Here is an 18,217-nt window from a genome sequence, read left to right as displayed (position 1 = left end):
GTGAGCCCCTTCCCTTGTCGTTGGCAAGACTTAATCTATCAATAAGTCTTGCCGTTGGCAAGGGTTATTTTGAAGCAAGGAAAGGGCACCCCACCGCACACCCCCACATCAACGCCCAGCAGCCGCCAACTCCAACTGCTCCCGCTTACGCGGCAACTCCGGAAAGTCCCGACCCACCAACGTCCGCTTCTTCTGCGCCTGCTGCCGACTCGACCCCAGACCCGCCGCACGCAACGCGGCCTGAATCTCACTCTCCTCCGGCCACCGACCACCGCCCACCCACAGGTCGTACACCACCCGCTCCGACGTCCCCACCGGATACGGCCCCTCGTCCACCACCGGACGCGCCGCCGCCTCCGCGGCCTCCGCATGCCCCCGCGCCACAGCGACCAGCCGCTCGACCTCACGCACCGAGGCGGCCCAAACCTCCGCCTCCTCCCGCCGCGCCACGCCGACCTCCACCAGGTGCCCCGACACACGATCGACCGCACCCACCGCAGCGTCCGCCGCCCGTCGCGCCTCCGCCGTGGCGTCCCGCCCGGCGGCCTCGGCCGCCCGCGCCACCGCCGCCTCTGCACCGTCGGCGATCCGCTCCACCCGCGCCACGTGCTCGCCGACCTCCGACGCACACCGCTCCACCGACACGACCCCGGCCGCCACGGCTTCCAGGTCCCGCGCCACGGCCGTGGCGTCGCGTGCCACGTGCTTGGCCGCCGTGCCCACACGATCGAGCACGTCGGCGGCCTCCGCGTGCGCCGACGCCACCACCTCCGCCGCACGCTCCGCCGCCCCCATCGCGGTATCCGCCGCACGCTCCGCGCGCTCCGCGACCGCATCCACCTCGAGCGCCGCCGCGCCGGCCGCCTCCTTCACCGCAACCTGCGCCGCCGCGCCGGCCTCCTCCCGGGCCCGCTTGACCAGGGCGAGACTCTCGCGCGCCCGATCGGCCGCGTCCACCGCCACAGCCACGGCCCGCTCCACCGAGGCGAGCTGGACGTCCGTGGGCACCGCGTCGGGCTCCGGCAGAAGCCGCACCAAAAGCTCCGTCGCCACCAGTTGCGCAAGCGGCGGCGTCACCGCGATCGCCACACCCAGGCCCGTCCCGTCGCTGTGCGCACAGTTGAACGCCAAACTCACCCCCGTCGAGCCCACCACCACACACCAGTACGGGCCCACTCCGCGCCCGGACCGCTTCGCCATCACCACCCCGACCGTGCCCGTCACCGCGCCGCCGTCCACCATCACCGCGAACATCCACGCAATGCCGCCCTGGACGCCGTGCTCCACCGCGATCGCCGTCAACGCCGCGAACGACAACCGAAACGCAAGGAACCCGAGGAACGCATCCGCAGCACACGCAGCGGCAACCGGAAGCCACCCCCCGGGGCGCCCCCGCGCCACCGGCATGGCGCCCACGCCATCACCCCGGCTAGGGTTCGAAATCTGGGACATCGGAGTGCACACTCCCGTGTCTCTGGGGCCCCGGACGGCGACCTCGCATCTCGACGTCCCGGGGCCCTGCTCAAGTCTGTGATCCCACACCGGACGCCGCGCCACGACCGTGGCGCGGACGCCACCTCAACGCTCCAGGCACACGATCCGACGCAGGTCCAGCCGGCAGCACTCGCCACCCGTGATCTCGTCCACCGCGATGGTCAGATGCCGGCCGCACGCGAACCGGGCTCCCGCCTCGTGCGCCTCACCCGCCCTGCACACCGACCACTGCGCAGCACGCGAGCAGCCCCCGGCGAGACCGCCGTCGCACACCCGCAGACCCGTCACACCCGAGCCTTCGCTACCGGAAGGAACGCGCAGTCCGACCACGCCACCTGGATCTGCGACACGTGCGTCAACGGATACGCGTACACCGCCCGCCACGCCCCGTTGTGCCACTCCCGCACCTGCGCCGGCTCCGCACCGGTACGCGACCGGTACGAGTCCGCCACCATGCGCCCCACCGTCGGCGACCACCGCGCCCGCCACTCCGCCGACGCACCGGCGGCCCGCAGATACGCATCCACCGTCACCATGTCCCGCGGGCACTCCGGCTCCCGCAGCAACTCGTCCGCCAGGGCCCGCAACACCAGCCCCAACCCCCGCAACAACGCCTTCACGACCGCCCCTTCCCGAACGGTTGTCTCCACCCCGGCCCGGCCGGGCCGGGCCGACCTCACTCCGGCGGGTCGACCGACACCACGGTCATCCCGTCCAGGAACACTCCATCGCCCCGCCTCACGGCCGAGACGACATCCCCGCCGTCCGCCGGGACAATCGACACCGACCACCTCTCGACCGGGCCCACCACGACACCGCGCCGGGCCGCGCCCGTGTTGACGTCGGTCCACGCCACCCACGACGCCGGCGCGAACGCCGACTTCGACGGGCGCGGCACCGCTCGGCAACCCAACGTCGCCGCGTGCCCGCGGGTGAACCTCCACCGCTTCGCGCGGATGGCCTCTATCGCCGGTCGATATCCGCCGGACGCCTCCAACTCGTCGGCATAGGCATCCTGTTCGGCGTGGATCGCGGCCAAGTACCGCTTCGTGTGCTCGGCCTGGGCTCCCGGGCCGGCCCCCCGCGTCTCCACGACGACGAGAGGACGACCCACCGCGTACCGGAACTTCGTCCGGATGACCCCCTCACTCGACACGGAACCCACCCGTCTCGCACGCGTCCACCAGGAACAGCACCCACTCGTCCCAACGCCCGTACACGCCACGCGCCGTCGCCCGATCCGTGTGCGACGCCATCGAGTACGCCAGCAGGGCCGCCGAGATCTCGCGCGGAGTCACCCGCCAACCACCGTTGTCCGACAGCTTGTGGACGGGGATGCCCACCGGCAGAGCGGTCTCACCCCACGCGTCCACGTCGTCCGCGCCCGGCACGAGCATGCCCAGGTCGGTCATGGCGCCGCGCACGGCCGCCATGTTCCCGCTCGCCATGCTGAACCAGCCCTCGTCCGCGCGGCCGGCCGGCTCAACCATCAACAGGTCGTAAGACATCTGCTTCTCCTTCGGGAACGAGTGGACCGGATACGGACTCGGGAAGTCCGGGGCGGTGCGCCGCCCCGGACCGGTTCGATCAGCCGAGACGCGCGGGCCGAATGGACGCCCGCCGCACGCAGCGCAACTGCGCCGACTCGCCCCACGGGTCCACCAACTCGTACCGCACGTCGTTCCGGCCCCGCGCGAAGTCGTGAATGCAGTGACGGCAGAAGCACGGCACGGCCTCGTAGAACCCGTGGAACTCGGCCTTCGAACCCGCGTACACGACCAGGTCGTAAGGCTCGATCAGGTCGGCGGAACGGAACAGGGTGTCGGACACGGCAGGCCCCTTCGGTTGGAATCACCGGGTGCTTCTGACTCCAGTTTAGGACAGATAGTTTGGCCAAACAAGAGTGACCAAGCTACCTTGACCAAATCGCCTGTCCTATCTATGGTCGGTGCAGGGCAATCGCAATGGCCAAACCGGTTGTGCGAACATGCCGTCATGGCCAAGGACACCTACGAACCGAGCGCTCGGCTCCTCGCGGTACTGGCGGAGTTTGAGGCGGCGCAAGCCGCACTCGCACTCGCCGAGACCAAGTTGCGCGAGACCGCAGCCGAGGAACTGCGGCACCCGGACGCGAGCCCCAAGAAGGTCGCCGAGGTCGTGCCGTGGTCCCACGAAAAGCTACGAGGCATTGCCCGCGAGTACGGCGTTCCGCTGAAGCGACCACCCACCGTTCGATCCATCAGGGACACGTCAGACCCGTCCGGAGGCCCCGCCTCCGGCTGATCCGGAGGCATGCATGGCCGTGCACAAGGGCCGCACCGCGGTCTACCGCTTCTTCGACGCCGGCGACGCACTCATCTACGTCGGCATCGCCACCAACCCCCGCCGGCGTTGGGCGGACCACACGAGTCAGTCGCCCTGGTGGGGCCAAGTCGTCACCCGTGAGGTCGAGTGGTTCGACACGCGCGACGAGGCGGAATCCGCCGAGGCACTGACGATCGCCCACGACCGGCCCCGATGGAACGTGGCACCCGGCGTACTCGGCGCCGAGGTGGCCCGTCCGCCCCGCCGAAGCACCTGGACCCCGTCCACACACTTCACCAGCCGCAGGGCCGACTACCACCTCGCCGAACAGGCACTCACCGCCGCCCGCACCCGCCTCGAGGAAGTCATCCTCGAGGAGATGCGCGCGGGTGTCTCCGCCACCAAGATTGCCCCTCTGACCCCGTGGACCTACGAATCGCTGCGCACGCTGGCACGCGAACACCGCGTCCCGCGCCTCCGGCAGCCGCGAGTCCAGAGCCTTCGAAGCTCCCTGGGACGGGCGTCATGACCCGCACCCATACTCCCGGGAACCCCGCGCTGGTCTCCGCTCGCTTGGCCATGGGCTGGTACTCGCAAGCCGAGTTCGCCGCTGCCTTCGAGGAAGCGGCGAAAGTTCTGGGTCGTCCCGTCGGTCTGTCGGTGCGACACATCCGCAGGTGGGAGTCGGCGAATCCGCCGAGGCCCACGGCGGTCTACCAGCACATCCTGGAGGCAATGTTCGGGCGCAGGCTCACCGAACTCGGCTTTCGTCCGCTGGACTTCGAGATGGACGCTGAGGAGGACGGCTACGGCGAAGGCATGCGGGACTTGCTGAACGGCGTGCCCGATCGCCTGCGCCGACTGATGCGCCTCGAGGAAGGTGCTTTGAGCGTGTTCGGCTTCGAGACGCTGCGGTTCCCTGGGCCGTTGCAGTCGCCGCAGTGTGCGTGGGCGACGATCCACATGCAGGATCCGACGCTGTTGCCGGAGGTGGCCGCAGAGCGGCAGCGGATCCGGGTGGCGCGTGCGGTGGACTACGTGGAGCGCGAGGTACCGGCCTGGTTCGTCGTGTCCGAGGCCGCGCTGTACCACCCGATCGGCGGCCTGTCGGTGCTGGCCGACCAGTTGGAGCACGTGCTGATGTTGGCGTCCCGTTGGCCCATGCTGCGCTTCCAGGTTCTGCCGTTCACTTCGCCGTGGACGGTGTCGTCTCCGATGGTTCTGATGGAGACTGAGCCTGGGCACTTCGCGGCGTGGCTTGAGCAGTTGACGGGGTCCCAGTTGGTCGACGCGCCGGACGACATCGGTACGTTCCGGAGGACGTTCGACCGATTGGTCGAGGCTGCCCTGTCGCCCGAGGCGTCACTGGAACTGGTGGATCGACGAAGGCGAGACGTGTGTACGGCTCTGGAGGTAACCGCGTACCGCAGTGGCGAAAGTCCCGCCACAGCGAACAGGACTACTGCGTAGAGGTCGCGCGCCTGGTCACTGGGGTGGGTGTGCGGGACAGCAAGGACGCGTGGTCGCCGGTGATCGTCGTGCCGGTGGGCGCGTGGGCGATGTTGGCCGGTCGCCTGGGTTGAGAGGTTCGGGAGGGGTGTTCGCTGCGGCGAGCGCCCCTCTTCTGTGCTGTCGCCCGGTCGGCCGACTCCGGGTGCGGGGAGGGCCGAGCGGCGTGAGGCTCGTTGCATGGCGACGCGGCGCCCCTCGGCGGCGGGACCGGTGGGCCTCCCCCGGCTGTCCCCGATGCTGGCCTCCCCCGGCCGTCTCCCGTCGGCAGCCGTCGACGGCCTCTACGGCTACGAGGTCAAGTGGGACGGCGCCCGGCTGCTCGTCTATTGCTCGGGCGACGGGACGGCGCGCCCGGTAACCCGCACCGGCCGGGATGCGTCGGGTACCTATCCGGAGCTGGCCGCGCTCGGAGCCTCGCTGCGCCGTCCGGCGATTCTCGACGGAGAGGTGGTCGTCCTGGACGAGCGGGGCCGCCCCGACTTCGGGGCCCTTCAGACGCGGATGACCGTGCGCGACGGGGCCAGGGCGGGTCGGCTCGCGCGCACGACGCCCGTACATCTGATGATCTTCGACGTCCTGCACCTGGACGGTCGCAGCCTTTTGACCGAGTCGTACACGGCGCGCCGCGGCGAACTGCTGGGCCTGGGTCTGGCGGGTGCCCGCTGGGCGACGCCTGCGCACACGGTGGGCCACGGCCGCCGGGCGTTCGAGCTGACGCGGGAGCAGGGTTTCGAGGGGATCGTCTGCAAGTTGCTGACGTCGCCGTACCGGCCCGGGGTGCGCTCGGACGAGTGGATCAAGATCAAGCACCAGGTCCGCATCGACGTGGTGATCGGCGGTTGGCTGCCGGTTCGGGGCCGGTCCGGTGGTGTTCCCGGTGCGCTCCTGGTGGGCGTTGCCGAGGCCGGCGGGTTGCGGTTCGTCGGGGCCGTGGGATCGGGCATGTCCGGTGCGGAGCAGCGGCAGCTCGCGGAGCTGTTCGCGGTTGTGCCGCGCGAGACGTCGCCGTTCGCGGGGCCGGTGAGTGAGGGTCGTGGTGCGCGCTGGGTGGAGCCGCGGCTGGTTGCCGAGGTGAGCGCGACGGGGTGGACGTCGGGCGGGTATCTCAGGCATCCGGTGTTCGAGCGGCTGCGCCCTGGCCTGGCGCGGCCGGTCTAGGCATCGCCGGGCAGCGTGCGGCGTGCGCCAGGGCGTGGGCGTAGACGATGATCCAGTGGTGGTTCCGAAGGTCTCCTCCGTCGATGTCGCAGGGGCAGCCGGGGATGGTCCACTGCCAGGGTTCGGTGGACCAGTCGCCGTTCGCGGGGTGGTCCTTGTAGATCCAGGGCTTCGGGTCGAGGTTCGCCCTGTCGGCGGCCGTCGGAGTCCCTGTACTGCCGGCTGCGTCGGAAGTACAGGGTTGCCGGACGCGCTCGCTGTTCATGGTCTCCAGGCTTCCTCGTAATCGGGGTGGTCGACATACATGCCGGCCAGGAGTCGGAGCGTGACGCAGTATCCGCGGCCTTCGGTGGCGCCATCCCAGTCGTGGCAGACCTTGCACCCGAACGGTTCACCTCCCGGTCCGTAGCCGGGCGGGATCACGTGGTCGGTGATCGGGTGGGCTGCGAGAATGGCGCGCTTCATCTGGGCCTCGCGCAGTACGCGGAGGGGGTGATGCCGGGTGATGTGGTCGGAGTTCGAGGTGTTGCACGTGGCTCGCTCCTCTTCGGCGCGAGGACCGGTGTGAATCAGGTAGGTCCACGTTGCGACGCTGTACGGGTACGCCTGGCCCGGTGCATAGACCTGGAGTTCCTGGCCTTCCCAGCGTTGATGCCAGGGGCCGGGGGTTGCCTGGCGGGCGACGGTTTCGTCTTCTTCGATCCGGGCGCGAACGAACGTAGTCAGGGCTGTCACGAGGCCGCTCATGCGGGTTCCTCCCCGTCGACCGTCAGGTCCGAGGCGTCGTCGGGCACTGCGGCGGGGTCTGCGAATCCGCCGATGAACGCCTCTCCCGATAGGAGGCCGATGCCGGGCACGCCCACGAACGTGGGCGCCCAGCCGTCGGCGACGAACCGTCGCGCGACGTCGAGTGAGAGCCGCCGTTCTGCGCGCTCGGGCAGCGTCATCCACTCGGCCAGCTCGTCGGCTGTCGCGAATACGGACGAGACCGGTGAGCCCTCGCTCACGGTCTCCCACAGTTGCCAGCCGTCGCCGTCGGGCGGGTCGGTTCGCTCCCACGCCTCGGCTTCGGCTCGCTGGCCGGGGTAGGTTTCGACGGTGGCGTGGCCTTGACACGTGGGGCAGGTGTCGTCGATGCCTTCGCGTTCGCAACGCGCGCGGATCACGATATGTGCATTGATCGAGTCATGTCCGAGGGTGCCTATGGACCATTCGTTGACTGCTGCGGCGGTCGGTGTGACGGGAGGTTCGATCTTCCGCCACCCCGTTTCGCGGGTCCACGTGTGGGTGAAGTCCATCAGCCGACCGTCGGTGACCAGTGCGTCGACGTCGGCCTGGCAGAGGTGGTGGCCCCATTGTGTGTTCCACATGTCTGCGAGTCGCCGCGCCTCGCGGACGATTGCGTATTCGCCACTGCCGTAATACGAGGGGGCGTGCTGGATGTTGCGTTCGGCGAGCGCGCGCACGACGGGGGTTTCGTGCCGGAGGGGCGTCGAGCCGGTGCTCGCGGGGTCGAAGGGGGCCTTGCCGTACCACTGGTCGTAGAGGTGTTGGGCGTGCGGCGACCACCCGCTCTCGCAGTCCGGGCACGGGTCTTCTCGAAGTTCGTCCGGCATGAGGTAGCCGCTCCAAACCCTGTTGAGTGGCCAGTCGAAGTCCAGGGGCACTCGTCGCACTTCGCGACCCATCAGGCAATCCTTTTCGCGGTGGGGGGTGTTCCGCCGTGCATGCGGATGCCGAGGCCGATCCATTCGGATCGGGGCCATTCGCAGCGGCAGAGGCGGCAGCGGATGAAGTCCATCCAGGGGTCGGCGTACAGGCGTGCGCCGCAAGGCCGTTCGTCGTCGGGGCCTGGGCAGTTGCCGACGTATTTGGCGTCGCTGCGTTTGCCGCAGGCGGCCTTGCTGCGTGCGACGAGGTCGCCGATCTCGTGGGCGAACTCGCCGATGGCCGGGTGCTGGCGGCATGCCCAACCGAGGTTGTTGCGGAGGAACCGCACGGTGTTGTCGAGGGCTTCCTCGGCGCGGCCGCGGGGGCCTGGGGGTGCCCAGCCGTAGAGGCGGCGCCAGTCGTCCTCCCACTCGGTGAGGATCGTGACCATGCCGCCCGGGGCGCGCAGGTTCAGCGCCTCGAGCTGGACGGGCAGTGGTGGGACGCGCGTTCCGGACACGGGAGTCCCCTCGGCGTGGGCTCCGGGGAGGAGGGCGTCGGCGAGTGCCGCGTAGTGGCCTGGGAGGGATTCCAGGTGCGCGTCGACGCGGGTTTCGCAGTGGCGGCAGGCGGTGCGGTCCTGTTGGTCGCCGTGGAGGGCGTAGCCGCAGACGGCGCAGGCGGGTCCGTCCGGGGAGGGGGTGGTGTCGTTCACGGGCGTTCCGTTCAGCCGTGCCGTTGCTCGCCGTGGGTCATTCGTGTTCGTAGGTCTCGACTTCGATGCCGTCCTTGCGGACCGTCACCTGGGCGTGGTCCCCGAACGCCGCGAGCAGGACGTGTTCGAAGGCGCTGTCGGTGATTGCGGATGCAAGGTTGCGGCAGCGCTCGTACCGAGCCTTGTCGGGTCCTTCGTAGGGTCCGACCACGTAGTCCCTCGCGGTTTCGTCCCAAGTACCCGGCTCCTCGCCGAGGCTGGGGTGCCCGAAGACCTCCAGGTCCCACGTGCTCGCGTCCTCGTCGTCGATGTCGGTGCGGAACCAGAGTCCGTGGACGCCGAATTCGCACACATCGCCGTCCGCGAAGTACGGGGTGTATTGCCGCCACCCGAACTCGATGATGGTCGGGTCGTCGAGGACGGCCTGGAGGAGCGGCTGGAGTTCTTCGAGGGGCCGCTGCTCCGCACGTTTGCCTCGGGTGATGTCGCCTTTGACGACGAGGCCGAGGAAAGTGCGGTGTTCGGTGCTCACTTGGGGTCTCCGGGCGGGTCGAGGAGTAGGTGGGACAGGGGGACGGACTTGCGCCGGCTGCCGGACATCCAGGGCTTGATGGGCATGCCGTCGAGGTAGTCGGCGGGGCTGGGGAGCCATCCGAGGTCTTCGAGGACGTGCTGTTCGGCGACGAGCCGCACGGGGACCCGGAGTGTGCCGTGTCGCCGGGGGACGTCGAGGGTCACGCCGAACACCTCCTGGCAAAGCCAGACCCCGGCGGTGTGGTGGTAGAGCGAGCGGTGTCGGACGTCGCCGATCACGCGTTTGCTTGAGTCGATCAGTTCGTGAATCGGCAGGTAGACGTCGGGTTCGCCGCCCCATTTGCGGGCGGACGACTGGGCGTGATGCCAGGAGTTCACTCCCTCACCTGATCCCAGTACGAGCGCAGGCCGCGGTGGTTCGGGTCGCCGGCCTTGTCGGGGTCGATCTTGTCGGCGATCTGCAACCAGGGGACGCAACTCGATCGCCGCTTCCGCGCCTCGGCGCGGATCCACGCGACCACGTCGCGGACCCGTTCGACGTCGTCCACGTCGGCTCCGTTCGTCGGGGCGTATCAGAACGCGCCGTAGTTGACTTGCCAGGTGGGGATTCCCATGCGGCGCCACAGCGCCACGACGCGGTCCCGGTCGTCGAGGGTGAAGCGCACGGCGAATCGGTGGCGCACGTGCTTGTCGAACAGCTCGGCCTTGACGAGGTCGTCGCGGCGGAAGTCCCCCAGGGGGCGCATCCACAGTTCGTCGTAGGCGATGCCGTGGGCTGCGAGCCACGCGACGGTCTCGGGCCGGTACTCGGAGCCGCGGCCGGAGAGCAGGACGATGATGTGGTTGGCGCGGTCGTGCAGGGCAAGTTCGTCGGCAACGGCCCGGTTGACGGTGTCCTCCCCGCACCGGTGGAAGTCGTAGGGTCCCCGTCCGCTCTCGTTCAGGGCGAGGGTTCCGTCGATGTCGCACAGAACCGCCGTGGGCAGGCTGGTGTCGGGGATGTACGGATCGGGTGTGTGGCGGTCGTTCATCCACGCGTCGGTCAGGCGCCACCCGTTGCGCGTGGCCTTGACGTGTCGGGCGTGGAGGTTGCGGATGACGTCCTCGCCGACGGGTTGTTCGCGTTCGGCGTCGCGGCGGATGCACTCCTCGACGGGCACGGCCATGAGGTCGTGCACGCGGAACACCGCGGTGGGGAACGCGTCCTTGTATCTGCCGGGGAGGTTCGCGGTCAGGTGGGTGTTGTCGACGACGATGTCGCGGCCGCCTTCGACGGCGGCGTGCGCGGAGCGGATCATCGCCTCGACGGCGATCTTCTCCAGGTCGCCGTTCCAGGTCGACCTGTCGCGGCGCATCATCGCCCGGTAGTCGTCCAGGCTGAACCGGAGCGCGTCGAGGCCCCGGGCCAGGCCGGTCTTGCCGGAGGCGGGCAGGCCCGTGGTGAGGTGAACGGTGGGCATGGTGGTCACTCCTGGTCCGAGGTCGTGAATGCGGTGGGGCCGGCGGGGCGGACCTGCTTCCAGGCGAGTGGGCGGATGTCGCGGCCGTCGAGGAGCATGAACAGCGCGGCGCGGTACGGCGAGTCCTTGGCGCGTTCGGCGAATGTGCGACGGTCGGGGCAGGTGCCGATGGCCTTGTGGGCCGCGACGGCGTTGGCGATCCACGCGTCGGCCCTGGCGGTCAGTCGGTTCGCCACGTCGTCGACCCAGTCGCGGAATTCGTCGGGGATGCGGTCGAAGAGTTCGCCGATGTCGCGGCCGGAGGCCAGGGCTTCCCATACGGTGCGTTCGCTGGTGCCGGTGTAGAGCTTGTGCAGGGTCAGGTAGTCCGCGTATTTGATCTTCGCGCGGAGTCCGGACGCGAAGCGGACGACGTAGCCCTCGGCTGCGAGTCCCGAGACGGGGCGGCCGTCCATCGAGTGGTTCACAGCGGCCAGCCCCTCCAGGCCGTCAAGGGCGGCGAAGGACTGTCTGCTGCCCCAGGAGCGCACGACCGAGCCGATCCGCGACCAGTGCGGTGCGACTTCCCGAAGTTCGACTTCTGTGCCGTCGAACGGGCGATACGCGCCCAGCAGCACGAGGTCTTTGGACTCGCCGTAGTCGACGACGATTCGGTTTCCGGGGTGGACGATCTCGGCGAGGTACGTCACCGCGGGATCGAGGTCCCCCGTGTCGGACGTGTCGATGCGGGCCTGGGCCCACAGGGCCTGCGCCGAGGAGAACGAGCCCTTCGTCGCGGCGTGCCAGCGCCCGCCGTAGTGGAACACGATTCCGAGGGAGCCGTCGACCTTGTCGTAGACCTCGAACGGCGCCCCTGCGGGAAGTGGCGGGGCGAAGGGGTGGCCCTGGGTGTGCATGGACGCCAGGAAGATCTTCGGGAACGGCAGCGCAACGATCCTCCCGTTGTCGTCGGCTACCAGCCCGCGGCAGCGCATCGTGACCGGGTTCCAGTGGTTCTCGTACTGGCACGCGGGGGCGTAGGTGTGGATGGACAGCGGGAGTTCGGGGTGTCGCTTGCGGGTGACGTGGCCGCTCGCGATCTCGGCTTCGAGGTCCGCGAGCGGGAACAGGTCGGCCAGGCACAGCGGTCCTCGGACGGAGCGTGTTCCGTACCACCATCCTTCCGGTGGTCCGGCGTCGTAGCGGGCCGGTGGTGTTTCGGCCCGGAACCCGTCGCCGTGGAGGGACGTCACGGATTCTCCTTGGGTCGGTCGTCCGGCGAGGTCTCCTGATCGGTGTTCAGCCGGGGAATGGGCGGGATGGCCTCGGCGAGGAAGCCGCCCGCCTCGGTGGTGAAGTGCGGCGCGGCGGCGGTCTCCCACCGGGAACGCAGCGCGGTCTCGGTGTGCGTCTCGCCGGTGTGCCGGTGTGTCCAGGTGACTTCGCGTTCGCCCGTGTGGCGGCGGGTCAGCCGGCCGCGTTTGGCCCCGTCGGGGTAGTCGTTCCAGTTGATGCCGTGCCTCGACCACAGAATTTCCTGCATGCGGTTGGCGTTGACGCCGTGGAGTTGTTTGTGCGGGATGTGGGCCTGGGCTGCCATGGAGATGCTGTTGCGGACGGCGTCGCGCTGGCGCCAGATCAGGTAGTTCGCGACTTCGATCGGGTTCGGCAGGGTGAACACGCGGGCGTCGAAGAGGGCTCGTTTGCCGGGGCGGGCGGCGTTGAGGGCGGCGGTGGCCACCGAGGCGGCGATGGAGGTCTGCTTGGCGACGACTCCGCCGAACCAGGGCTGCGTGCCCGCCGCCTGGAAGTCGGTGCACAGGACCGAGACTTCGTCGGATTGCGTGTAGGCGAGAACCGTGCCGGAGATCTCCGCGCACAGGGCCTCGGCGACGAGGTCCATGTCGGCCATGAACCGCTCGTCGAACGGTTTGGTGCATCCACGCAGGTAGGTGTGGAAGCTGCGGCCGTCGACGCGGATCACCGTGTATGTGCGGGCCGGCAGGACGGTGCGGGTGGCCTGCTCGTGGCGTTTCATGCGGTCGCCCAGGGCGGTGCTGTCGCTCACGTCAGCACGTCCAGGACCTCGTCGATCGCGTCGATCACCAGACGCCAGGCCCAGATCACGCAGGCCACACCGAGGCCCACCAGGACGGCGAGGGCGGGGCGGTCGGTGACGTGGACGACGATGGCGCCGGTCAGGGTGCCGGCCAGGGCGCCGAGTGCGAAGCGCAGCACGGGTTTCTCCAAAGGGGACAAAGGGATCGGCAGTCGGGGTAACGTGGTTGCGGCCCGTCTCCCCCAGTGAGGCGGGCCCCGTTGCGTCAGGAGGCAGTGGAACGGCGCAGTACGGCGCGGGCGATCTTGAGCGCGTGGGTGCGTTCGGGCGGGAGGACCCAGCCGCCCGCGCCCATGCGTTCCGCCACGCCTTCGAGCCACGCCGCGATCGCGAGTGCCACGGGTTCGTCGGCGCCGAGTTCAAGGGCGGCCTGCCTGAGTTCGGCTGTCGGATCAGTCGGCATGAACGGTCCCCATGACGGCGTCCTCGAATTCCCGATCCCGCCGATCGGCTAGGTGCGCCACACAGTCGGACCGTTTGCACGTCCGCCGGATGTAACCGACGTAAGGCCGGGAGCGGTGGACGCTCCAGGCCGCCTGGGCGCCGGTCAGCCTCTCCCCCTGCCACCGCACCTGGCCGCCCGCCCATACGAGGTGGTCGTCCTCGGGGGTGGTGCGCTCGGCGACGATCTCCGCGAGGGTCATGGTGGCCTTGCGGCCGGTGCGTTCCTCGGGTGGCCGGGTGCGCCGTTCGGCCTGGGCGGCGGCCATGGCCTTGCGGCACGGGTCGCAGTGGGGGAGCTTGCGGTATGCCTCTCGGCCGTAGCCTGCGGCGGTGCCGTGCGGGATCGGCCCGAGAACCTTGCCCGTGGCCTTTCCCGGGGCGGGCGTAGCCGTCTCGGCCGGGGGTCGGTAGTGGCGGCCGATCGCGGTGGTCACGGCCTGGACGAGGCAGGAGGTGTCGTAGGCCGTGATCGGCAGGGCGAGTTCGCCGACCGTGGCGATGATCGCCTCGCGGACGGCGGCATGGAGCTTCGCCGGCTCACTCATTCGAATTCCGTCCCGCCCTTGCGGGTCAGGTACGCCTCGGACACGATCTTCCCGATGGCCCGGCCGCCGAGGATCGGGCTGTGCCGCTCGTAGTAGGGCCGCACGACGATGCCCTCGCGCACGTGCGCCGACGTCCCCGAGATCGTCTCGGTGCCCTCGGCGAGCCCCAGCAGGGTGGCTTCGTCGTAGGGCCCGTCGTACAGGCGCGGAACCACGGGGAGTTCGCCGTTCCATCGCAGCAGAGAGGGCAGGACGTGAGCGCTCAACCACTGCCGCCCCTCCGCGTGGGCGAGGGCGACGTCGAACACGGCGTACCCGGGCGTTGCCTGTTTCGCGTCGACGCCGTAGGCCAGGTCCTGGACGCCGGCGCCGTACACCTCACCGAAGATTCCCACTCGCTCCGCTCCGAGTGTCTTCGCGATGCAGGCGGCGACCTCGGGTACGCCGTGGGCGAGGACGGTCCGCCAGTACAGGTTGTGGTCGTTGCGGACCAGTGCCAGGGACTTGGAGCCGAAGCCCTTGGAGGACACGAACCCCTCCCCCGTCGCGGCCACGTGGGTGTAGAGGCAGGCGGTTCCGTGGATCTTCTCGGTGGCGATCACGTGCTCGCCGGGGGTGAAAAGGCCGGGGTGGCGCCGGATGTTCTCGATCTCGATCCATCGCAGGAGATCCGGCGCCGGAACGACGTCGCCGCTCATGTGGACGGGGATCGGCGGCACCCACTTGGTGACCCCCAGTCGTTCGGCGAAGTCGGTGCCGGCCGCCGCGGCTGCCTCGAGGTCGACGCCGGCCAGGGAGGCGGGGCGGCACACGATGCCCTGGGAGAGTTCGCCGCGCAGGCGGATCGCGCGGACGCGGTTGTGATCGGGACCCGCGAGGCGTCCCGTCAGTCCGAGTTCCGCGATCAACGGGTCCGGAACGACGGCCTGTTCGGGGATGTAGAGCGCCGCGTCGCCGGTGGTGTAGGTGCCCTTCGGTACGACGGCGCGATAGAGCCCCACCTGTGCCAGCTCCAGCGCGTCGGCGTTGGGGTGGGGGTGGATGGTCAGCCGTTCGGCGGTGACGCGGAGAGTGGACAAGGCAAGGCCCTTCGGAGGCTCAGCGGGAAACGGGGGACGCCGGGGTGGGGTCGTCGACGATGTCGTCGTGGCCGCCGCCTCCGCCGCCGTTCGGGTGGCAGCGGAAGCACCATGGGCTGACCGGGGCGTGCAGTCGCGCGAGGATTTCGGTCGCCGCGACGAACAGCAGCGGCATTGGGTAGAACCAACGCGCCCAGGATTCCTGGAACAGCGCCACGACGATGAGCCCGGCGAGTATGGACGTGATGTACGCACCTACGAACCAAGGCTTTCGGAGCAGGTGGTAAACAGCGAGTACCGGGCTCAGTTCGTATGCTTCGACGGCGCCGTCCACCGGGGCGTGGCGGATGCAGATGTCGCAGTTGCCGCGGTCGTGCCACCCCGACCGAAGGATGCCGCCGAACATCAGGCACAACGAGATCGCAAGGAAGACCAGGTGGACGTGAACCGGAAGGAACTGTGCGGCCGAGCCCAGCAGGGCCCCGGTGACGATCGCCTTCCACGCATGGTGTCCACGTCGCGGATTGCGGGTGTCCGGATCCCTCACAGGACACCTGCGGCGCGCGCGTCGATCAGCCACTGCGGGAACTCGGTCATGAGCTTGTCGTAGAGTTCCGTGTCGGACATGGCGCGCGGGTCCGGCCCGGCCGCGAAGAAGCCCGCGTTGTCCACGGCGCGATTGCGGAGGGTGTCGAGGCGGCGCAGGAAGTCGAACTGTCCTTCGGAGCCGAAGCCGACGAACTGCCAGAAGATCGGCAGCGTCGAGGCGTGACGCAGCGCGCTCTCGGCGTCGGGCCTCGAAGCGGGTGCGCCGTCGGTCTGGAAGATCACGAACGCCGGATCGGTGGCACCGGACGCCTTGTAGTGCTTGACCACGGCGTCGATGGCGCAGGCGTAGTCGGTGCCGCCCCAGGGGCAGTCGGCGGCGAGTTCGGCGATTCGGCCCTGGTGGGAGCCGAGCACGATCGGCTCGGGCCGGTGGGCGCGGGACTCGAAGAGGACCACGGGCACGGTGCCGTCGTCGTCGAAGTGCGCGGCGGCGGCCAGTACCCGCTCCGCGAGGGCCTGCACGGTGCCGTCGGCGTAGTAGTCGAACATGCTGCCGGAGTGGTCCAGGACGAGGTACACCGCCGCGCGAACGCCCGCCAGGCCGTGCTTCTTCAGCGACACGCCGGCCTTCTTGTACAGGTCGACGAGGGCGGGTGCGGTGGCGGTGATCTTCGTGAGGTCGATGGCGGATCCGGAGTGCGCGGCGGAACCGGGCCGGCTGCCGGCGGGGACGACGGGAGTCGGGTCGGCGGTTTTCCTGCTGCTGAAGAACATGGGATCTCCCGGGTGTGATGTGGGCAGGCCAGTGGGACGTCAGGCGGCGCTGGCGCGCAGAGAAGCGCCGCGGCTGTGTTCGGCGGCGAGGTTGTCCCGGGCGATGGCCTCGGCCAACTCGGCGAGGTCGAGGTCTCCGGAAGCCAGGCCGAGCACCACGGCCTGGCCGCGGTTGCAGGCGCCGAGCGTTTTGAACAGCTCGCTGGCGTACTTGCGGACGGTCCCCTCGTTCAGGCCCATCTCGCGGCCGATGTCGGCGTTGGAGAGGCCGCGGCCGAGACCGGCCAGGACCTCGACGGCGCGACCGTGCAGGCGGCCTTCGCGCGTCTCGTTCCCGCCGTTGAGGGCGAGATCGACCATCGCTGCGAGGACGTCGACCTCGCGCACGGTCACGTTCAGATGGTGCAAGTCCGCGCCGTCGAGGAGCGCGTCGCGGATGCGGGCATGGGTGGTGGCCGTTTCGATGGCCATACGGGTGCCTCCGAGACGATGGGGGCGGGTGGTCGGCGTGGTCACGCACGTCCGAGAGCGGCGGCGTGGCGCCGCAGGAACTCGCGCCGCGCACGGTTGTGGCGGGCGTCGGCAAGGGCGTGGTGGACGTCGGACGGCTGCCGTGGAAGATCGTCGGGGTCCAAGCGGAGTCGGGCGCATTCCTGCCGGGTGTCGTTCGTCCACATGGGGATGCCTGCGGGCAGTTCGACCATGGCCCCGAACAGCTGCGCCAGGGCGACGTGGTCGTATGCCCCGTACCAGGCCCACAAGTGGAGATCCGGCGTCGCCTGGAGGAAGATGCGAACCTCGTTCGCGATCGTCTCGACGGGCTTGACCCGGTGCATGTCCGGGTGGTCGTCGGCCCAATCCCACGCGTCCGGGCATTCGTTCACGTCGGCGCGCCGAAACGGCAGGTGAGGAACGACGTTCGCGCGGAGCCACTGGTGGCGGACGGCCGCGTACATGGTGTCCTCGTTGCGGACGACGGCGTAGTATTCGCGGCCGTCGTCTGCGGCCATGCCGATGCTGATCGGCCGGATCGTGTGGCCGTCCTCGAGGAACTCGAAGTCGTAGTCGACGGCGCTCACCGGTCGGATTCGCTTTCCGGCATCGTCTGTGCGCGCTCGTCGTCGGTGAACGTGTAGGAGCCGCCTCCGCTGCCCCGGGAGATCATCGTCCCGGCGGTCCGCATGGAGCCCGTCGTCTTGCGGCCGGAATAGCTGAGGGTGGTGTCCCGGTCGATGCCCATGCGGCCGGACACCGCGAACGCGTCCTGATCGGCACCGAGAAACACGAACACCCAGCCCTCGTCGCGGCGTTCCCCGATCAGCTTCTCGATCTGCGTCAGGGTGTACTCCCGGGAGGCGTTCTCCGCACCGTCGGTGAGGATGACGACCACGGTCTCGTCCGGGCGGTCCGCCTCGGCCAGTGCGGCAACGCGTGCCGACTCCCCGTTGATGGTCGTGCCGATCGCATCCAGGAGCGCGGTCGAGGATCGGGGCGCGAGGCGGAATTCCGGCACGTTCGCCAAGGGAACGACCGAGAACACCGTCTCGATCTCGCAGTCGAACTGGACGAGAGTCACGACATCGGTACTGGGCGACGCGGCCTGCTCGGCGAGGAATGCCCGCAGGCCGCCCTCGGTGTCGGTGCGGACGTTCTCCATGGAGCCGGATCGGTCGAGAACGACGAGGATGTGACGGGTGGGCGGGTTGCTCATGGGGTTCCCATCGAGGAGGACTCCGGTGGCGGGCACGACGAAACCCGGGCATGGGGCGCGGAGTTCGGCGGCGAGGGATCTCGTGGCGTGAAGGGCGGGCGGCCGGCACGCGTCCGGCCGTCGGCCTGTTCTGCTCGCTCCACCATTAGAGAGTCACAGGGCTGCCCACCACAAGTATTTGGTCATGTTT

General features: G+C 69.6%; 29 protein-coding genes. 5 read left to right on the top strand and 24 right to left on the bottom strand.

Annotated features, from left to right (window positions below; all coding sequences use genetic code 11):
• Nucleotides 1–108 precede the first annotated feature (108 nt).
• The 6 genes from B4N89_RS27655 to B4N89_RS27630 form a co-directional block, all read right to left on the bottom strand.
• A complete protein-coding gene (locus B4N89_RS27655; RefSeq protein ID WP_268812553.1) occupies nucleotides 109–1,407 on the bottom strand; it encodes a DUF2637 domain-containing protein in 1,299 nt (432 codons plus the stop codon).
• A gap of 171 nt (nucleotides 1,408–1,578) precedes the next feature.
• Nucleotides 1,579–1,782: a hypothetical protein gene (locus tag B4N89_RS27650; protein ID WP_078978490.1), complete on the bottom strand. Its 204-nt coding sequence runs from the start codon at nucleotides 1,780–1,782 to the stop codon at nucleotides 1,579–1,581.
• Entirely contained in the window at nucleotides 1,779–2,114 is a 336-nt protein-coding gene (locus B4N89_RS27645; protein WP_143658112.1) for a hypothetical protein, read from the bottom strand. The genes B4N89_RS27650 and B4N89_RS27645 overlap by 4 nt, the downstream gene beginning before the upstream one ends.
• A 56-nt stretch (nucleotides 2,115–2,170) precedes the next feature.
• Entirely contained in the window at nucleotides 2,171–2,587 is a 417-nt protein-coding gene (locus tag B4N89_RS27640) for a hypothetical protein (RefSeq protein ID WP_143658111.1), read from the bottom strand.
• A 52-nt stretch (nucleotides 2,588–2,639) separates the two neighbouring features.
• The gene (locus B4N89_RS27635) at nucleotides 2,640–3,002 is read right to left on the bottom strand and encodes a hypothetical protein (RefSeq protein WP_078978487.1); all 363 of its coding nucleotides are present in this window, start codon (nucleotides 3,000–3,002) and stop codon (nucleotides 2,640–2,642) included.
• Between the two features lie 79 nt (nucleotides 3,003–3,081).
• Nucleotides 3,082–3,324 carry a hypothetical protein gene (locus tag B4N89_RS27630; protein ID WP_078978486.1) on the bottom strand — a complete coding sequence of 81 codons (243 nt, stop codon included), beginning with the start codon at nucleotides 3,322–3,324 and terminating at the stop codon, nucleotides 3,082–3,084.
• Between the two features lie 165 nt (nucleotides 3,325–3,489).
• On the opposite strand from B4N89_RS27630, the gene B4N89_RS27625 reads away from it, so the two are divergent.
• The 5 genes from B4N89_RS27625 (at nucleotide 3,490) to ligD (ending at nucleotide 6,468) form a co-directional block, all read left to right on the top strand.
• Complete coding sequence (locus B4N89_RS27625; protein ID WP_078978485.1) at nucleotides 3,490–3,777, top strand: hypothetical protein; 288 nt, start codon at nucleotides 3,490–3,492, stop codon at nucleotides 3,775–3,777.
• A gap of 13 nt (nucleotides 3,778–3,790) precedes the next feature.
• The gene (locus tag B4N89_RS27620; RefSeq protein WP_078978484.1) at nucleotides 3,791–4,327 is read left to right on the top strand and encodes a GIY-YIG nuclease family protein; all 537 of its coding nucleotides are present in this window, start codon (nucleotides 3,791–3,793) and stop codon (nucleotides 4,325–4,327) included.
• Nucleotides 4,324–5,268, top strand: a complete 945-nt coding sequence (locus B4N89_RS47990) for a DUF5753 domain-containing protein (RefSeq protein ID WP_101897193.1) — start codon at nucleotides 4,324–4,326, stop codon at nucleotides 5,266–5,268. Before B4N89_RS27620 ends, B4N89_RS47990 begins: the two co-directional genes overlap by 4 nt.
• On the top strand, nucleotides 5,196–5,381 hold the full coding sequence (locus tag B4N89_RS27615) for a DUF397 domain-containing protein (protein WP_101897192.1): 186 nt from the start codon (nucleotides 5,196–5,198) through the stop codon (nucleotides 5,379–5,381). Before B4N89_RS47990 ends, B4N89_RS27615 begins: the two co-directional genes overlap by 73 nt.
• 106 nt (nucleotides 5,382–5,487) lie before the next feature.
• Nucleotides 5,488–6,468, top strand: a complete 981-nt coding sequence (ligD, locus tag B4N89_RS27610) for a non-homologous end-joining DNA ligase (RefSeq protein ID WP_078978482.1) — start codon at nucleotides 5,488–5,490, stop codon at nucleotides 6,466–6,468.
• Nucleotides 6,469–6,729: 261 nt separating this feature from the next.
• Here the strand turns inward: ligD and B4N89_RS27605 are convergent, their stop codons facing one another.
• The 18 genes from B4N89_RS27605 to B4N89_RS27545 form a co-directional block, all read right to left on the bottom strand.
• Entirely contained in the window at nucleotides 6,730–7,215 is a 486-nt protein-coding gene (locus B4N89_RS27605) for a DUF6221 family protein (RefSeq protein WP_101897191.1), read from the bottom strand.
• Nucleotides 7,212–8,156, bottom strand: coding sequence for a hypothetical protein (locus B4N89_RS47985; RefSeq protein ID WP_143658110.1), 945 nt, complete (start codon nucleotides 8,154–8,156; stop codon nucleotides 7,212–7,214). Before B4N89_RS47985 ends, B4N89_RS27605 begins: the two co-directional genes overlap by 4 nt.
• On the bottom strand, nucleotides 8,156–8,833 hold the full coding sequence (locus B4N89_RS27600; RefSeq protein ID WP_078978480.1) for a hypothetical protein: 678 nt from the start codon (nucleotides 8,831–8,833) through the stop codon (nucleotides 8,156–8,158). The genes B4N89_RS47985 and B4N89_RS27600 overlap by 1 nt, the downstream gene beginning before the upstream one ends.
• Nucleotides 8,834–8,870: 37 nt before the next feature.
• Nucleotides 8,871–9,365 (bottom strand): hypothetical protein, encoded by a 495-nt coding sequence (locus tag B4N89_RS27595; RefSeq protein WP_078978479.1) that lies wholly within the window; start codon nucleotides 9,363–9,365, stop codon nucleotides 8,871–8,873.
• Nucleotides 9,362–9,745: a DUF6915 family protein gene (locus B4N89_RS49130; protein ID WP_078978478.1), complete on the bottom strand. Its 384-nt coding sequence runs from the start codon at nucleotides 9,743–9,745 to the stop codon at nucleotides 9,362–9,364. The genes B4N89_RS27595 and B4N89_RS49130 overlap by 4 nt, the downstream gene beginning before the upstream one ends.
• Nucleotides 9,742–9,915 carry a hypothetical protein gene (locus B4N89_RS49995; RefSeq protein ID WP_161500834.1) on the bottom strand — a complete coding sequence of 58 codons (174 nt, stop codon included), beginning with the start codon at nucleotides 9,913–9,915 and terminating at the stop codon, nucleotides 9,742–9,744. The genes B4N89_RS49130 and B4N89_RS49995 overlap by 4 nt, the downstream gene beginning before the upstream one ends.
• 24 nt (nucleotides 9,916–9,939) lie before the next feature.
• A complete protein-coding gene (locus tag B4N89_RS27585) occupies nucleotides 9,940–10,827 on the bottom strand; it encodes an AAA family ATPase (protein ID WP_078979680.1) in 888 nt (295 codons plus the stop codon).
• A gap of 5 nt (nucleotides 10,828–10,832) precedes the next feature.
• Nucleotides 10,833–12,059, bottom strand: a complete 1,227-nt coding sequence (locus tag B4N89_RS27580; protein WP_235618817.1) for a T4 RnlA family RNA ligase — start codon at nucleotides 12,057–12,059, stop codon at nucleotides 10,833–10,835.
• Nucleotides 12,056–12,874, bottom strand: coding sequence for a tRNA(His) guanylyltransferase Thg1 family protein (locus B4N89_RS49990; RefSeq protein ID WP_161500833.1), 819 nt, complete (start codon nucleotides 12,872–12,874; stop codon nucleotides 12,056–12,058). Before B4N89_RS49990 ends, B4N89_RS27580 begins: the two co-directional genes overlap by 4 nt.
• A complete protein-coding gene (locus B4N89_RS49985) occupies nucleotides 12,871–13,044 on the bottom strand; it encodes a hypothetical protein (protein WP_161500832.1) in 174 nt (57 codons plus the stop codon). Before B4N89_RS49985 ends, B4N89_RS49990 begins: the two co-directional genes overlap by 4 nt.
• Nucleotides 13,045–13,130: 86 nt before the next feature.
• Nucleotides 13,131–13,328, bottom strand: a complete 198-nt coding sequence (locus tag B4N89_RS49980) for a hypothetical protein (protein WP_161500831.1) — start codon at nucleotides 13,326–13,328, stop codon at nucleotides 13,131–13,133.
• Nucleotides 13,318–13,914 (bottom strand): hypothetical protein, encoded by a 597-nt coding sequence (locus B4N89_RS49975; protein WP_161500830.1) that lies wholly within the window; start codon nucleotides 13,912–13,914, stop codon nucleotides 13,318–13,320. The genes B4N89_RS49980 and B4N89_RS49975 overlap by 11 nt, the downstream gene beginning before the upstream one ends.
• The gene (locus B4N89_RS27570; RefSeq protein WP_078978477.1) at nucleotides 13,911–14,993 is read right to left on the bottom strand and encodes an RNA ligase (ATP); all 1,083 of its coding nucleotides are present in this window, start codon (nucleotides 14,991–14,993) and stop codon (nucleotides 13,911–13,913) included. Before B4N89_RS27570 ends, B4N89_RS49975 begins: the two co-directional genes overlap by 4 nt.
• A 19-nt stretch (nucleotides 14,994–15,012) precedes the next feature.
• Nucleotides 15,013–15,540 (bottom strand): hypothetical protein, encoded by a 528-nt coding sequence (locus tag B4N89_RS27565; protein WP_078978476.1) that lies wholly within the window; start codon nucleotides 15,538–15,540, stop codon nucleotides 15,013–15,015.
• Nucleotides 15,537–16,316, bottom strand: coding sequence for a VWA domain-containing protein (locus B4N89_RS27560; RefSeq protein WP_078978475.1), 780 nt, complete (start codon nucleotides 16,314–16,316; stop codon nucleotides 15,537–15,539). Before B4N89_RS27560 ends, B4N89_RS27565 begins: the two co-directional genes overlap by 4 nt.
• Before the next feature lie 39 nt (nucleotides 16,317–16,355).
• Nucleotides 16,356–16,787 carry a response regulator transcription factor gene (locus B4N89_RS27555; RefSeq protein ID WP_078978474.1) on the bottom strand — a complete coding sequence of 144 codons (432 nt, stop codon included), beginning with the start codon at nucleotides 16,785–16,787 and terminating at the stop codon, nucleotides 16,356–16,358.
• A 41-nt stretch (nucleotides 16,788–16,828) separates the two neighbouring features.
• Nucleotides 16,829–17,395: a 3'-5' exoribonuclease domain-containing protein gene (locus tag B4N89_RS27550; protein ID WP_078978473.1), complete on the bottom strand. Its 567-nt coding sequence runs from the start codon at nucleotides 17,393–17,395 to the stop codon at nucleotides 16,829–16,831.
• Nucleotides 17,392–18,027 (bottom strand): vWA domain-containing protein, encoded by a 636-nt coding sequence (locus tag B4N89_RS27545; RefSeq protein WP_078978472.1) that lies wholly within the window; start codon nucleotides 18,025–18,027, stop codon nucleotides 17,392–17,394. The genes B4N89_RS27550 and B4N89_RS27545 overlap by 4 nt, the downstream gene beginning before the upstream one ends.
• Nucleotides 18,028–18,217 lie beyond the last annotated feature (190 nt).

Source organism: Embleya scabrispora, from assembly GCF_002024165.1.
GTDB classification, from domain to species: Bacteria; Actinomycetota; Actinomycetes; order Streptomycetales; family Streptomycetaceae; genus Embleya; species Embleya scabrispora_A.
Note: the sequence above shows the minus strand (reverse complement) of the source record. Positions and strands in the feature narration are given on the sequence as shown.